The 13198-nt window shown below is 69.4% G+C and carries 15 protein-coding genes; 8 read left to right on the top strand and 7 right to left on the bottom strand.

Going from position 1 to position 13198, the window contains the following annotated elements:
• Positions 1-61 precede the first annotated feature (61 nt).
• Together IEY36_RS06615 and IEY36_RS06610 are read right to left on the bottom strand one after the other, a co-directional pair.
• Entirely contained in the window at positions 62-841 is a 780-nt protein-coding gene (locus IEY36_RS06615; RefSeq protein WP_188966167.1) for an SDR family NAD(P)-dependent oxidoreductase, read from the bottom strand.
• Positions 842-961: 120 nt separating this feature from the next.
• On the bottom strand, positions 962-1165 hold the full coding sequence (locus IEY36_RS06610; RefSeq protein WP_188966166.1) for a hypothetical protein: 204 nt from the start codon (positions 1163-1165) through the stop codon (positions 962-964).
• 329 nt (positions 1166-1494) lie between these two features.
• On the opposite strand from IEY36_RS06610, the gene IEY36_RS06605 reads away from it, so the two are divergent.
• The 3 genes from IEY36_RS06605 (at position 1495) to IEY36_RS06595 (ending at position 4065) form a co-directional block, all read left to right on the top strand.
• Positions 1495-2058 (top strand): YgjV family protein, encoded by a 564-nt coding sequence (locus IEY36_RS06605; protein WP_188966165.1) that lies wholly within the window; start codon positions 1495-1497, stop codon positions 2056-2058.
• Between the two features lie 94 nt (positions 2059-2152).
• Positions 2153-3232, top strand: coding sequence for an LLM class flavin-dependent oxidoreductase (locus IEY36_RS06600; RefSeq protein ID WP_188966164.1), 1080 nt, complete (start codon positions 2153-2155; stop codon positions 3230-3232).
• 188 nt (positions 3233-3420) lie between these two features.
• Positions 3421-4065: a cupin domain-containing protein gene (locus IEY36_RS06595; protein WP_188966163.1), complete on the top strand. Its 645-nt coding sequence runs from the start codon at positions 3421-3423 to the stop codon at positions 4063-4065.
• Here the strand turns inward: IEY36_RS06595 and IEY36_RS06590 are convergent.
• A complete protein-coding gene (locus IEY36_RS06590; protein ID WP_188966162.1) occupies positions 4035-5738 on the bottom strand; it encodes an amidohydrolase in 1704 nt (567 codons plus the stop codon). The two genes, IEY36_RS06595 and IEY36_RS06590, sit on opposite strands and share 31 nt — an antisense overlap.
• Positions 5739-5978: 240 nt before the next feature.
• On the opposite strand from IEY36_RS06590, the gene IEY36_RS06585 reads away from it, so the two are divergent.
• Entirely contained in the window at positions 5979-6299 is a 321-nt protein-coding gene (locus IEY36_RS06585; protein ID WP_188966161.1) for a hypothetical protein, read from the top strand.
• A 638-nt stretch (positions 6300-6937) separates the two neighbouring features.
• On the opposite strand, the gene IEY36_RS06575 is transcribed toward IEY36_RS06585, so the two are convergent.
• Together IEY36_RS06575 and IEY36_RS06570 are read right to left on the bottom strand one after the other, a co-directional pair.
• A complete protein-coding gene (locus tag IEY36_RS06575) occupies positions 6938-7543 on the bottom strand; it encodes a precorrin-2 dehydrogenase/sirohydrochlorin ferrochelatase family protein (RefSeq protein ID WP_188966160.1) in 606 nt (201 codons plus the stop codon).
• Positions 7543-9219, bottom strand: a complete 1677-nt coding sequence (locus IEY36_RS06570; protein WP_188966159.1) for an NADPH-dependent assimilatory sulfite reductase hemoprotein subunit — start codon at positions 9217-9219, stop codon at positions 7543-7545. The genes IEY36_RS06575 and IEY36_RS06570 overlap by 1 nt, the downstream gene beginning before the upstream one ends.
• Before the next feature lie 495 nt (positions 9220-9714).
• Here IEY36_RS06570 and IEY36_RS06565 point away from each other — a divergent pair, with 495 nt between their 5' ends.
• From IEY36_RS06565 to IEY36_RS06555, 3 genes are all read left to right on the top strand, one after another.
• Entirely contained in the window at positions 9715-9915 is a 201-nt protein-coding gene (locus IEY36_RS06565; protein WP_188966158.1) for a hypothetical protein, read from the top strand.
• A gap of 85 nt (positions 9916-10000) precedes the next feature.
• Complete coding sequence (locus IEY36_RS06560) at positions 10001-10159, top strand: hypothetical protein (RefSeq protein WP_188966157.1); 159 nt, start codon at positions 10001-10003, stop codon at positions 10157-10159.
• Positions 10156-11070, top strand: a complete 915-nt coding sequence (locus IEY36_RS06555; protein ID WP_188966156.1) for a TauD/TfdA dioxygenase family protein — start codon at positions 10156-10158, stop codon at positions 11068-11070. The genes IEY36_RS06560 and IEY36_RS06555 overlap by 4 nt, the downstream gene beginning before the upstream one ends.
• 178 nt (positions 11071-11248) lie before the next feature.
• Here the strand turns inward: IEY36_RS06555 and cysK are convergent, their stop codons facing one another.
• Positions 11249-12259: a cysteine synthase A gene (cysK, locus tag IEY36_RS06550; protein WP_188966155.1), complete on the bottom strand. Its 1011-nt coding sequence runs from the start codon at positions 12257-12259 to the stop codon at positions 11249-11251.
• A gap of 135 nt (positions 12260-12394) precedes the next feature.
• On the opposite strand from cysK, the gene IEY36_RS06545 reads away from it, so the two are divergent.
• Positions 12395-12844: an RrF2 family transcriptional regulator gene (locus IEY36_RS06545; protein ID WP_188966154.1), complete on the top strand. Its 450-nt coding sequence runs from the start codon at positions 12395-12397 to the stop codon at positions 12842-12844.
• Positions 12845-12854: 10 nt separating this feature from the next.
• Here IEY36_RS06545 and IEY36_RS06540 read toward each other — a convergent pair whose 3' ends face one another.
• Positions 12855-13190: a hypothetical protein gene (locus IEY36_RS06540; protein WP_188966153.1), complete on the bottom strand. Its 336-nt coding sequence runs from the start codon at positions 13188-13190 to the stop codon at positions 12855-12857.
• Between the last annotated feature and the right edge of the window lie 8 nt (positions 13191-13198).

Raw genomic sequence — 13198 nt, 5'->3', positions numbered from 1 at the left:
CTCCTGTGGCGGACAACGGATGCTGGCACCGTGCGGGCCGCGCGTGAAGCGGGCAGGCGCGTCAGAGGTTGCGCCGCGCCGCGCGCATCGTCGGCAGGCCGATGCCGGTCGCCTCGAAGCCGCCATCCACCGCGATGACCTGGCCGGTCATGTAGGAGGCGCGGTCGCTGCACAGGAAGAAGATCGCCTCGGCGAGTTCCTCCTCGAGGCCATAGCGATTGAGCGGGATGGAGTCGTGGTAGTCGCGGCGAATTTCGGGCGTGTGCACCGCCTTGGCCATGGCGGTGTCGACCGGGCCGGGGGCGACCGCATTGACCCGGATGCCGAGCGCGCCCAGTTCCACCGCCTGCTGCTTCGTCAGATGCGCGAGCGCGGCCTTGGAGGTGCCATAGGCCACCCGCAGCGTGGATGCCCTGAGGCCGGAGATGGAGGTGATGTTCACCACCGCCCCGCCGCCGGTCTCGGCCATGATCGGGGCGGCGGCCTGGGTGGCGAGGAAGGGGCCGTTCAGGTTCACCGCCAGCACGCGGGACCATTCCTCGGGCGTCGTCTCGAGGATCGGCTTGAAGACCGCGATGCCGGCATTGTTCACCAGGGCGTCGAGCCGGCCGAAATGGGTGGCGGCGCGCTGCACGGCGGCGCGGATCGCAGTGGCATCGGCAACATCGCAATGCAGAGCGAGCGTTGCCTCCGGCTGCGCGATGCGCGCCATCGCCTCGCCCAGCAACGCGTCATCGATATCTAGGAGGGCAACGCGCCAACCCTCGGCCAGAAAACGCCGCGCGGTGGCCAGGCCGATGCCTCGGCCCGCGCCGGTGACGATGGCGACCTGATCGGTCATGTCGTGCCTCCCTGCCCGCACAGCCGCCAGAGATCGCGGCCCGCCATGGTTCCATGACGAGGGCCGGCTGGACAGCCCGAGGAGGGGCCGGCCTGACCTGGCCGGCAGCCACAGCCCGGTTCAGTGCCGCGGCGCGGCCGTCAGCAGCGCCGTGACCGCGTGCAGAAGGCGCACCGCGTCGTGCTGCCCGGCTTCATGGGCGGCCGCGAGGATGCCTTCGATCGCCCGCGTCGCAGCGGCGATCGGGTCGGGCGACGGGTCGATCGAGACGCTGGATAACGCCGGCAACATGCCGGTCTCCGAAGTCTCCACGATGTAGTTCATGCGCAATCCCCCTGAAAAACGACGGCCTCCCGGACGGATCCCCCCAACCGACGAAACCGAAACGGCTACGAAACATTCCCGCGCCGTTCACGCTTACGTTAACCGCGTCGAAGTTCCGCTGGCATGCCCGAATTGATGGTGTGGTCTCGATTCACCGGGTGATGTGGTACGGGCGCATCACCTCCGACCGGTATGCTCGATGCTCGATTGAGCCGCGGTGCCATGCGTCCAGCGCAGGGCTATCGACACATCGTCGCCTCGCTCTGCCGCTATGCCCCGCCACAGGCGAGACCCCTCCTGTTCGGCCGCCATGTCCATCGGAGCCTTGCGTGTCCATCCTGTCCCTGCTGCCGTCCCTCGCATTCCTGCTGGAGCCGGCCAATCTCGCCGGCTTCGTGGCCCTTGGTTCATCGGTGACCTGGCCGCTGCTAAGGCGGCGAAAAGCCATTCTCATCGTCCAGGTGGCGGGTTCCCTGCTGTTCGGGCTGCATTACCTGCTGCTCGGCGCCGGCACCGGGGCGGCGATGTGCGTCATGGGCGCGCTGCAGGGTATCGCCCTCGTCACGCTGATCGACCGACGGCGGCGAATCGGGGTGGTCGGCGCGACCATGGCGATCGGCGCGCTGGTTACTGCCCTCACCTGGAACGGCCTGCCGTCGCTGCTCTCACAGGGTGGCCAGGCGATGTCGGCGATCGGGCGGCTGCAACTCGATACCCAGCGCCTGCGGCTGTGGTTCCTGGTCTCGGTGGTGTTCTGGTGTTCGCATAACCTGATGGTGGGCAGCGTCTTCGGCCTCGCCTCAGACACGTTGTCGCTGACCTCGCTGCTGTTGGGGTTGTGGCGCCACCGCGCGACGGCCGGCGCACCGCAATTGCGCGACGCGGCGGCCTGAACCGGCGCCCATCGCCGCCGGGCATTGGCAGCGGCCGGAAACGGTTCATCCTGTCGGCCGAGGACAACGTCCTGGTCGAACGGGAGAAGCCGCCATGGATCATCCGCTGCGCATCGGCATCTGGGCTCTGGTGCATGGCAATCGCGCCGCGCTGCACGACCCGGAGGAGCCGTACGACGCCTCCTGGCGGCGCAACCGCGACCTGGTGCTGGAGGCTGAAGCGCTCGGCTATGACTGCGTGCTGGTGGCGCAGCACACGATGAACCCGCACCACCCGGACCTCGGCCAGCTCGAAGCCTGGACGGCTTCCGCCGCGTTGGCGGCTCAGACGTCGCGGATCGAGATCATCGCCGCCATCAAGCCGATGCTCTACCACCCGGTAGCGCTGGCGAAGATGGCGACGCAGATCGAGGAGATCAGCGGCGGCCGCTTCGCCATCAACCTGGTGAATGCCTGGAACCGCAAGGAGATCGAGGATGCCGGCCTCGTCTTCCGCGAGCATGATGAACGCTACGCCTATGGCGCCGAATGGCTGTCGGTCGTCGAACGGCTGATGCGCGGCGAGAAGCTCGACCACCAGGGCACCTATTTCCAGGTGAAGGATTACGTGCTGCGGCCGGCCGGGCAGTTTCGGTCGCGGCCGACCATCTATGTCGGTGGGGAATCGCCGCCGGCGCGCGACCTGGTCGCCGCTCAGGCCGATGTGTGGTTCATCAACGGCCAGCCGCTCGAGAACGTGCAGGCGTTGATCGCCGATGTGCGCGCCCGGCCACGCCAGGGCGCGCCGGTGCGCTTCGGCCTGTCGACCTTCGTCATCGCGCGCGAGACGGAGGCGGAGGCGCAGCAGGCGTATCAGCGGCTGCTGGCGCTGGCCAAGCAGGACACCGACATCAAGGCCTATGTGAAGGCGAACACCGATCCGGCGGTGGCGATGCGCAAGACCCAGGCGAAGTATGAGAGCGTCGGTACCAATGGCGGCACCTCGGGCGGCACGGTCGGCAGCTACGACCAAGTGGCCGAGCGCATCGCGCAATTCCACGCCGCGGGCATCGAGACGCTACTGACGCAGTTCCAGCCCTTCGAACCGGAGATGCGCCGCTTCGCCCGGCATGTGATGCCGCGGCTGGAACGGTTGCGGTCCACTCGACGGGTCGCGGCGCCAAGCCTTGCCTGACGCGCGATGGGCGGCTGCGGGGCGCGCGGCCGACCGGGACCGTGGCGGGGTGCCGTCGCAACGCTGATCGGTCTTCGATCGTGACGCGCCCTGGCGTCTTCACTCGGCGCTACAATGCCACGCGCTCAGGTTGCGCTCCATGGCGGCACCACCGAACATGACACGCGGCGTTGCCAGGAGAACCGCTGATGAATGAAGGGACGTCGTCCATGCAGATGCTGCTCATGGAGGATGCGCTGGACCCGGCCACGCCGCTTGCGCTGCCGCGCGGCGTGCGCGCGCTCTATGTGCGCAGCGGGCTGGCGATGATCGGCGCGCAGGCGTTGCAGGCCGACGACGCGCTATTCGGCGAGGATGCGGTCACGGTGTCTGGCAGCGGCACGGTCTGGCGCTTCGAGGTCGCGCACCGCGCGCCGGATTGGCAACCGGCGCCGGAGGACCGCAGCCGACTGCTGCTCGCCCATCCGCTGCGGCGCGACCCCGCGCAGCCCTTCGTCCTGCGGCTCGACCGCGTGAGCTTCACGCCCGATGCCGAGACGCCGCGCCATGGGCATTTCGGCCAGGGCATCCGTCGACTCATCCATGGTCGCCTGCTGATGACGATCGGCGACCGCGTCCTGCGCCGCCAAGCCGGCGAGACGTGGTTCGAGACGGGCGAGGAACCGGTCACCGCCCGCGGCCTGCTGCCCGACACCGCCTTCATCCGCGCCATGGTGATGGATGGCGACATGAAGGGGCAGTCGAGCTTCCGTGCCTGGACGCCGGCCGATGAAACGCGGCCGCGCAGCGTGGTCTACAAGCTCTATCTCGACGAGGTCACGCGGTTGGGCTGACCGGCGCGGCGATGCACGATGCGGCCGCCAACGATGGTGATTTCGGCTTCAATGTCGGCGATCGCCTCGGCGGGCACGCTCATCGGGTCGGCTGACAGCACGGCGAGATCCGCCAGCTTGCCCGGTTCGATCGAGCCCTTGCGGTCCTCCTCCATGGTGAGGAAGGCACCATGGTTGGTGACCGCGCGGATCGCTTCCTCGCGGCTGAGGGCCTGGTCCGGGGCGATGGGACGGCGTTCGGCGCTGCTCAGGCGCGTGACCGCCTGCATCACCGGATGCCACAGCGAGATCGGCACGTTGTCGGTCGCGAGCGAGACCGGCACGCCGGCATCGCGCAGCGCGCGCAGCGGCACGATGGCCTCCTCATCGGGCAATTGATGGCGTGCCCGCAGCAGATGGCCTTCCTTGGCGATGTAGCGGTTGGTGTGCGTCGTCACCACCAGACCGAGGTCGCGGACCAACCCGACCTGCTCGCGCGTCAGCACGGCAATGTGGCCGAGCACCCAGCGCAGGCCACGGATTGGCGCGATGCGGTCGACCTCGGCAAACAGCGCCAGCATGTCGGGCCAGATGCCGGTGACGCGGATGCCGCGACGCGCGCAGGCGACCAGCAATTGCTTCGCACGCTCGCGCGGCAGCCCCATGTCGTAGTTGAAGCCGGCCCAGCCGGTGGTCGGCGCGGCGGCGCGGATCGCATTGTCCGGGTTGCGCCCGATCTCGGTGATGAGGCCGCCCATGCGCAGCATCTCGTCGCCCAGGCCGCGCCCGGCGAGCCAATGCGCCCAGCCGTCCACGAGATGCGCTGGGTCGGTATCCTCAAGCCCGCGCCAGTCGGGGCAGAACACCAGGTTTGCGCGCATGGTCAGGCGCCCCGCCTGATGCACCTGGCGATAGGCCTGCAGCACCTCGGCGGCGACGCCATGGCCTTCATAGACGCTGGTGGTGCCGAAAGCGTGGTAGGCGGCGGCCGCGGCGGGCAGCGTCGCCGCGCGTTCGCCCACGGTGAAACCAGGGGCGGCGCGCAGCAGCGAGAGTTCGACCATCGGCATGAAATGCTGCTCGCGGAAGATGCCGGTGGGTTCGCCCGCCGCGTCCTTGTCGATCTCGATGGCGGGTGACGGCGGCACCGTGTCCCGACCGATGCCGGCGAGCACCAGGGCGCGCGAATTCGCCACCGAGACCAGCGGCAGCGTGTGCCGCCAATAGCCCCAGATCGGCTTGATGTAGACGGGATTGTCGGGCGCCGCCTCGTCCAGCTCCTGGCGCGTCGGCCAGCGGCCTTCGGCGAGGCCCTTTTCCGGGTCGCGGTAGAAGGGCGGTTCGCCGAGCGGCATGGTGACGATCCACGCCCCGAGCGGCTTGCCGCGCGCGATCTCGCCGATGCGCGTCTGCACATCGGCGATCGACCGGCAGCCCGACAGCGAGGGCAGGATCTGTCGCAGCCCGGCGCGATCCATATGCGCGTGGCCGTCGATCAGGCCGGGCATCATGGTGCGGCCGGCAAGCGGGATCTCCTCAGTGCGCGGGCCGCGGTGGCGCTCGATGGCGGCGTCGCTGCCGACGGCGAGGATGCGGCCATCGCGCACTGCCACGGCCTGCGCGATGGAAAAGCGCGCATCGACCGTCAGGACCTTGCCGCCGGTCAGGATGAGGTCGGCGAGGATGGCGTCCATGTGCGGTGGATTCCGGAACTGTGCTGCCGGGCAGAGTCCCGCCGGCGCAGGGCGTGGTCAAGCGCGCGGCCATTGGCACGAAGGGGGCGGCGCGGCGCATCATGACGTCGCGCAGTTGACCGCCTAGAGACCTGCCCGCGACGTTCGCCGGAATTCCTGCGGACGGACCGGTTGTGCGGGCCACTGAAAGCAAGATCCAGTGGCCTGAGAACGACGTCCGCGCGCCTTCGGAATCAGGGCATGAGGTTCGGCATCATGGCGAGGAAATTGCATTTCGTGGCCTATCTGAAGGCCGGCCCCTCGGCGAGTTATCCGAGCACCTGGCGACACCCCTCGGCGTCGCTCGACGACCTGTTCCGGCCCGAGCGATGGGAACACATCGCCCGCACTCTCGAGGCGCCGCGCTTTGATGCCTTCTTCTTCGCCGACGGCCTCGGCATGCCCGATCTCTACAAGGACAGATTCAACGATTATCTCGATCGCGGTGGGCAGCTTTCACTGCGCGACCCGATGGGGCTGCCGCCGTTGGCGCGGGCACGGAGCATCTCGGGCTGGGGGTGACGCTCTCCACCATCTTCATGCCGGCCTATGTGATCGCGCCCTACCTGGGCTCGATCGACCTGCTGAGCACTGGCCGCCCGGCGTGGAATGTCGTCACCACGGCGCGCCACGTCGAGGCGGAGAATTGCGGGCGCGACGGCCTGCTCCGAAGGACAAGCGCTACGACATGGCCGACAAGGTGCTCGGAACCTGCAACGCGCTGTGGAACGGATGGGACGCGGACGCGTTGCTGCTCGACAAGCAAAGCGGGCGCTTCGCCGACCAGGCCAACGTCCGCTACGCCCACTACAAGGGCAAGCATGTCAGCGTGCGCGGGCCGCTGTCGATCCCGCCGCACACCGCAGCTGCGGCCGGCGATCATGCAGGCGGCCTCCTCGCCGCGCGGCCGCGCCTTTGCCGCGCTGGGGCGAGATGCTGTTCGCCACGTCCGCGACCAAGGCCGATGCACGGACCTATCGTACCGACATCCGCGCGCGGATGGAAGCGATTGGGCGTGACCCGAATGAGTGCAAGGCGCGGCCTTCGATTACGTCGTGATCGGCAAGACGGATGCCATCGCGCGGGAGAAGGTCATCCGGATCGTCCTGTTCGGGGTGTGGCATCGCGGTGCGCCGCGCCTGGCCCGGACACGCCTGATCTCAGGCGTTCGAGGGCGGCGCGGCATGGCGACATCGCGGCCCTGCCGCGAGTGGCGCCCAGTCCGACACCGCGAGATGATCGCGCACACGACGGATGACTTCCGCCGGCATGGCACCGTCACTGCGCAGCCGCGTGCGCAGGGCGGCCACTTCCTGCAGCCGATCGGCCCATTCCACGCCGAAGGAGTCTTCCAGCCAGCCGCGGATCGCGGCGGCCAGGGCCGGCGCGCCGCCACCGGTCGAGACGCTCAGCAGCAAGTCGCCGCGACGGACGAGGGCGGGCACATGCACGTCACACTGGGCCGGCACATCCTCGACATTGACCGGGATGCGGCGCGCGCGGGCGGCAGCGGCCAGCCGCCCCGATTCGGCATCGTCGAGGCCGGCGACGAAGAGCAGGCGCGCGCCATCGATCTCACTATCGGTCGGCAGCGCCGGATGCAGGCGGGCGCCCAGACGCTCGGTGAGGGCTTCGTCGGCGGCGTCCGTATGCACCGAGAGGTCCGCCATGCCCGCCGATTCCAGCAGGTCGAGACGCTTCAGGAAGGCCGGGCCACGCCCGGCGAGCAGGGTCGGCGTGCCCGGCAGGTGAATGAGCGGCAGCATCAGGCGGCGGCCTCGCTGGCCAACAGCGCGCGGGCCGCCGTCTGCCCGATGCGGGCGCAGAAATCACCGAAGCCCTCGCCATCGAGACGGTTCACGGCCCAGGACGCGAAGAGCGGCTCGAGATGCCCGGCGATCTGCGCCTGCTTCACCTTGTCGGCGAGCAGGTAAGAGAGCCGCGTGCCCTCGAAATCCCCGCCGACGAAGATGGTGTAGAGGCCGGGCGCGCGGCCGACGACGCCGATATCCCCGGCATAAGGACGCGCGCAGCCATTCGGGCAGCCGGTCAGGCGCAAGCTGATGCGCTCGCCCGACAATCCGTGCCGCGCCAGCGCGGCGTCGACATCCGCGACGATGGGTGCATGCACGCGCTCCCCTTCCGCCAGCGACTGGCCGCAGGTCGGCAGGGCAACGCAGGCGAGCGACCAGCGCGCCAGCGGCGTGAGATCCTCGGCAAAGGTAACGCCCTGCGCGCGCAACAGGGCTTCGACTTCTGCCCGGTCCTCGGCGGCGATGTCGGCAAGCAGCAGGTTCTGCTGCGCGGTGACGATGGGGCGTGGGGCGAAGCGTTCCATCACCTGCCGCAGCGCGAGCCGCAGCGTGCCGGCCACGCGCCCGGATGCGACCGGCAGGCCGAGCCAGAGCTTCCCGTCGCCCTGCTCATGCCAGCCGAGCAGTTCGGGCATGGTGAAACGCGGCAGCGGCGGCGCCGGCTCCAGCACGCGGCCGAGATCGGCGGCGAGCCTCTCGCGCACCCACGCCACGCCGCGTTCGGCGACGACGTATTTCAGCCGCGCATGCTTGCGGTCGGACCGGTCGCCATGGTCGCGCGACAGGCGCACCACGGCCTTGGCCATCTCCAGCACGTCATCGGGACCGATGACGCAGATCGCATCGGCCAGGCGCGGATAGGTGGCGGGCTTGTTGTGCGTCATGCCCATTCCGCCACCCACGGTGACGATCCAGCCCTTGAGCGTCTCGCCTTCGGTGAGCGCGACGAAGCCGAGGTCATTCGCCAGCACGTCCGGCGTGTTGTCGTCGGGATGCGCCAGCGCGATCTTGAACTTCCGTGGCAGGTAGGTGGGGCCGTAGAGCGGCTCCTTCTCCGGCGCGCCGACCGCCTCCTCGTCGAGGAAGATCTGGTGGTGGGCGCGCGAGCGCGGCAGCAGCTCGGCGGAGAGGCGAAAGGCTTCGGCCTCCAGCCGCGCATGGATCGCATCGGCGCGTGGCGCCGCGGTGGTGATCACGTTGCGCACCACATCGCCGCAGGCCGCGAGCGTCGTCAGGAGGGTGTTATTGATCGCCGCGATGCTGCCCTTGAGGTCCTGGCGCAGGATGCCGTGGAATTGCACGCCCTGGCGCGTCGTCAGGCGCAGCGTGCCGTCCGCGTGCGTGTCGGCCAGGTTGTCGAGCGCCAGCCATTGCGCCGCGGTCAGCCGCCCGGCGGGCGCGCGCACGCGCACCATGAAGGACCAGTCCTTGTCCTCCCCCCGCTGCTTGCGTTCGGTCGCGCTGTCGCGGTCGAACTGTTCGTAGGTGCCGTGGAATTTCAACAGGGTGTAGGCGCCTTCCGACAGGCCCCCACGCGCTTCGGCCGCGGTGATCTCCTCGGCGATGCTGCCGCGGAGCGCGCGACTATCCGCCTTGATCGCTTCCGCGCCGCTGGGCTTTCCCGACATGACCGCATCGCTCTCCAGGATGAGTTTTACCGCAGTGCATCATCATTCAGCCCGATTGCACTAAGTCAAATGGGATTTATGTGCCGCCACCCGATCGAGCGGCGGGAATCAGGCTTGTCGAGAGGGCAGAGACTCGTCGAAGCCCGCAAAAATGCCGCGTTGGCGACGATCTGTAGCGCCCTTTTCTCCGTGCCGAGCCAGTCAGAAAAGGCGTTTCCATCGCGTTGATTTACAAAAAGATTTCGACAAATCCGATTGACAATACTCGATGCAAAACTGTGAAATACGCCTGCCGATGACCGGGGCGAGGCCCCCGCGGAGATGGGAACGATGCAGATCGCGACGCGAGCAGATACGCCACAGCGCCTTGGCCCGGGCCACGCGCACGGGGCCTGTCGGCGCTGTCGAATGCGTCGCGGCGGCTGAGCCGCCGACCACCCCTCCCCTTCCCGTATCGCAGCGACCGGCGCCGCACCGCGCCGGCGGAGGATCGGCATGATCCAGTCACGAACCATCATCGAGAAAGGCCGCCTGCTCGGCGTCGCCACCACGGCGGACCGTGGCTGGCTGTTCACCGCGATCGACCCCCGCGTCGAGGATCTGCACGGCCGCTGCTTCGGCACGCCGGCCGAGGCCGAACGCGTCGCCCTGCTCGTGCTCGACCGCGGCCGCAGCACGGTCGGGGGGCAGGCATGATCTCGCTCACCTTGCGCGCGCTGGGCAGCGGCGTCGCGCTCTTCGCGCTGCTGGAAGCACTTGGTCTTCTGCGGGTCAGTGGACCATGACCAGCATGCTGTTCATGCCCGACCTCGCGCCGGGCGCGATCGACTGGCTCACCGCCATCCTCGCCGCTGCCGGCGGCATGGTGTTGCACACCGCCATCCCACCGCAGGACCCGGCCATCGCCGAGGCGCTGCTGCAGTCGGCGATCCACCCATGAGCGCTGCATCCAAGCAACCGCCACAGGATGACCAGCCCGCAGCGACGATTCTGCACGCGGGCTTCGGCATTGCCCTGCAGGGCTGGTCCATCAGCCCGGACGCCGGCGAGGTGATGTTCGAGAACCTACGCGGTCTCGTCGCCACGCATGGGCTGGTCGTGTTGCGCGACCAGGTGCTGCCGCCGGCAGCGCAGGCCGCGGTGACGCGACGGCTCGGCCGGCCGGAGATCCATGCGCTCGAGCATGCCCGCCACGCGGAGCGGCCCGAGATCGTGGTCGAAGGCAATGCCGACACGCACCAGGGCCTCGGCGATGCCGGCCTCGCCTGGCATGCCGACCTGACTTGGCGGTCGGCGCCGACCAGGCTGTCCCTCCTGCGGGCGGAGCACCTTCCCGCCGCGCCGGGGGAGATCCTGTTCGCGCATCAGGGCCTGGCCCATGATCTGCTCGACCCGTGGCTGCGCTGGCGCATCGAGTATCTCGAGGCCGAGCACGACCGTGACCGGCGCTGCCGCGGCGACGCACCGGGATGGCGTGCACGCGCGCCCCTGGGCGGCCCGCAGCGGGCCACGCATCCGCCGGCGGTGCATCCGGTGATCAGGCTCGATCCGGTGAGCGGCCGCCGTAGCCTGTTCGTCAACGAGGGCACCACGACGCGTCTGCTCGGCACCAGCGAGGAGGAAGGCGACCGCCTGCTCGCCCGATTGCTCGCCGCCGCAACCGATCCGGCCGTTGTCTACAGGCACGCCTGGCAGCCGGGCGACCTGTTGCTGTGGGACAACGCCCTGCTGCTGCATCGCGTGGTCGCCTCTGCCCCCGGCGGGGTGATCCGGCTGCATCGCAGCGCCGTCATCGGGGAACGGCCCGTGGGGCCGCTATCCGTAGCGCAGCCTTGGGTGGTGGCCGGATAGCATCACCATTTGTAGCGGTTCCCGTGGCTGCGCGACCGGGAAGCGTGCATGAACTCCGCCTGCCGTCGGCGGAGCGGTCTGCCGCCATCCGGCGGGCCGTGTCTTAGCGGCCGTGTGTAAGGACGCTTCCTCCCGGAGTCTTGGCCGGGATACCTGTGGGGTCCCGGCCGCCTTTTCGTCAGAAGCCGGCGAACAGCCGTGTCGAGAGGTACCGTTCGGCAAAGGAGGGCGCGATCGCGACGATGAGCTTACCCGCCATCGATGGTTCCCGCGCCACCGTGATCGCTCCCGCCAGGGCGGCACCGGAGGAGATGCCAACCGGCAGCCCTTCCTCCCGGGCGCAGCGCCGCGCGGTCTCCAGCGCCTCGCGCTCCGACACGCGCATCACCGCGTCCAGGCAGGCGAGGTCCAGCACCGCCGGCTTGAAGCCCGGGCCGATACCCTGGATGTCATGCGGCCCTGGATCGTCACCCGACAGCACGGCGCTTTCCGCCGGTTCGACACCGATGATCCGCAGGCCCTTCCGGCGCGGCTTCAGCGCGCGGGCAATGCCGGTGATGGTGCCGCCGGTGCCCAGGCCACCGACCACGGCGTCGACCTCGCCGGCGGTATCCGCCCAAATTTCCTCGGCGGTGGTGGCGGCGTGGATGTCCGGATTGGCCGGGTTGTCGAACTGCCGCGGCATCCAGGCGCCGGGCGTCGCCACCAGGATGGCCTCGGCCTTGGCGATGGCGCCGGACATGCCGCGCTTGGCCGAAGTCAGTTCCAGCTCCGCGCCCATCAGGCGCATCATGCGGCGCCGCTCGATGCTGGCCCCATCCGGCATCACCACGATGAGCCGATAGCCCTTCGCGGCGGCGACGAAAGCCAGCGCGATGCCCGTATTGCCCGAGGTCGGCTCGACCAGCACGGAGCGGCCCGGCGCGATCAACCCGGCGCGCTCGGCTGCCTCGACCATGGCAAGGCCGATCCGGTCCTTCACCGACCCAAGCGGATTGAAGAATTCGAGCTTCAGCGCGATGCGCGCAGCCAGCCCTTCAGCCGCGCCAATCCGCGGCAGCAGCACCAGCGGGGTCCCGCCGATGGTTTCGAGAATGCTGCCGAACAGCCGTCCGCGCGGGGGCGCGAGGGCTGCCGCTTCGACTTGGCGCGACTTCGCACGGCGGCGAGGGGAAGGTCCGTCTGGCATGGCGGGCAGCCTATCACATCAGGCGGCCAGGGTTCAGGGGCTGCCGGGCCGGCCAGGTGACCGGCCATCGCTCGCATTCCACAGCAGTCCGTCGTAGAGAACTTGGTACTACCAAGGGGAACGCCGGGAGAAATCATGCTGCTGCGCCGCGACCGTGCGCTCACGGGCATTGCCATCATGTTGGACGTCGCCTTCCACGCCGGCCGCACCGGAGAGTTGGTCGGCGGCGCCGAAATCGCGGAACGGCTCGGCGCCGCGCGACGCGGCATCGAGCCTGTGTTCCAGGGCCTGTCCCGCGCCGGGCTACTGGAGAGCGTGCGTGGGCCGCGCGGCGGCTACCGGCTCGGCCGCCGACCACGCGACCTGCGGCTCTCCGACATCGTTGCCTCTGTCCAGGAGGACGCCGATGCGCCACCCGACCTGACGGGCCGCCTGCAGACCGCCGTGCTGGCGCCCTTCTGGCATGAGCTCGATGTCGAACTCCGCAGCCAGCTCGCCAGCATCACGATCGAGGATCTGCTGCGGCGGGCACAGGCCGCCGGGATCCGGCGCGCCATCGTCGAACCGCTGAACTTCGCCATCTGACGCGAGAGGCCTATCGACGCGACAGCGCCTGCAACGCCGCGCGTACCGAGGCAGTCGCAAGATCGGCCAGGGCGCGCCCATGATGCAGGCCGAGTTCGGCGCTGCTGCCAAGCGGATGGACCGTCACGAGCGGCGGCGCCGGCTGGTCCGGCACGGGACCGCGCCATTCCACACGGACCGCCACGGCGCCCGGCAGCCGTTCGACCGCCAGCCGCGCCGCCGCTTCCGCGTCGTGGCCCGCGCCGGTCAGCCCATAGGCCTCCAGCAGATCCGGCGTGAGCGTCAGCACAGCATCGAAGGCGAGTGCTGACGCGAGCCTCGGTGCCTGGCCCCCATCCGTCGACATGCGCGCAG

It is taken from the genome of Neoroseomonas lacus, assembly GCF_014644535.1.
Lineage (GTDB): Bacteria > Pseudomonadota > Alphaproteobacteria > Acetobacterales > Acetobacteraceae > Neoroseomonas > Neoroseomonas lacus.
This window is presented reverse-complemented; position numbering and strand designations above follow the sequence as displayed.

What these genes read in the sequence shown, in the direction of transcription:
- IEY36_RS06615 (WP_188966167.1), bottom strand. Translation starts at nt 841, where the DNA reads ATGACCGATCAGGTCGCCATCGTCACCGGCGCGGGCCGAGGCATCGGC.
- IEY36_RS06610 (WP_188966166.1), bottom strand. Translation starts at nt 1,165, where the DNA reads ATGAACTACATCGTGGAGACTTCGGAGACCGGCATGTTGCCGGCGTTA.
- IEY36_RS06600 (WP_188966164.1), top strand. Translation starts at nt 2,153, where the DNA reads ATGGATCATCCGCTGCGCATCGGCATCTGGGCTCTGGTGCATGGCAAT.
- IEY36_RS06595 (WP_188966163.1), top strand. Translation starts at nt 3,421, where the DNA reads ATGAATGAAGGGACGTCGTCCATGCAGATGCTGCTCATGGAGGATGCG.
- IEY36_RS06590 (WP_188966162.1), bottom strand. Translation starts at nt 5,738, where the DNA reads ATGGACGCCATCCTCGCCGACCTCATCCTGACCGGCGGCAAGGTCCTG.
- IEY36_RS06585 (WP_188966161.1), top strand. Translation starts at nt 5,979, where the DNA reads ATGAGGTTCGGCATCATGGCGAGGAAATTGCATTTCGTGGCCTATCTG.
- IEY36_RS06575 (WP_188966160.1), bottom strand. Translation starts at nt 7,543, where the DNA reads ATGCTGCCGCTCATTCACCTGCCGGGCACGCCGACCCTGCTCGCCGGG.
- IEY36_RS06570 (WP_188966159.1), bottom strand. Translation starts at nt 9,219, where the DNA reads ATGTCGGGAAAGCCCAGCGGCGCGGAAGCGATCAAGGCGGATAGTCGC.
- IEY36_RS06565 (WP_188966158.1), top strand. Translation starts at nt 9,715, where the DNA reads ATGATCCAGTCACGAACCATCATCGAGAAAGGCCGCCTGCTCGGCGTC.
- IEY36_RS06560 (WP_188966157.1), top strand. Translation starts at nt 10,001, where the DNA reads ATGACCAGCATGCTGTTCATGCCCGACCTCGCGCCGGGCGCGATCGAC.
- IEY36_RS06555 (WP_188966156.1), top strand. Translation starts at nt 10,156, where the DNA reads ATGAGCGCTGCATCCAAGCAACCGCCACAGGATGACCAGCCCGCAGCG.
- cysK (WP_188966155.1), bottom strand. Translation starts at nt 12,259, where the DNA reads ATGCCAGACGGACCTTCCCCTCGCCGCCGTGCGAAGTCGCGCCAAGTC.
- IEY36_RS06545 (WP_188966154.1), top strand. Translation starts at nt 12,395, where the DNA reads ATGCTGCTGCGCCGCGACCGTGCGCTCACGGGCATTGCCATCATGTTG.
- IEY36_RS06540 (WP_188966153.1), bottom strand. Translation starts at nt 13,190, where the DNA reads ATGTCGACGGATGGGGGCCAGGCACCGAGGCTCGCGTCAGCACTCGCC.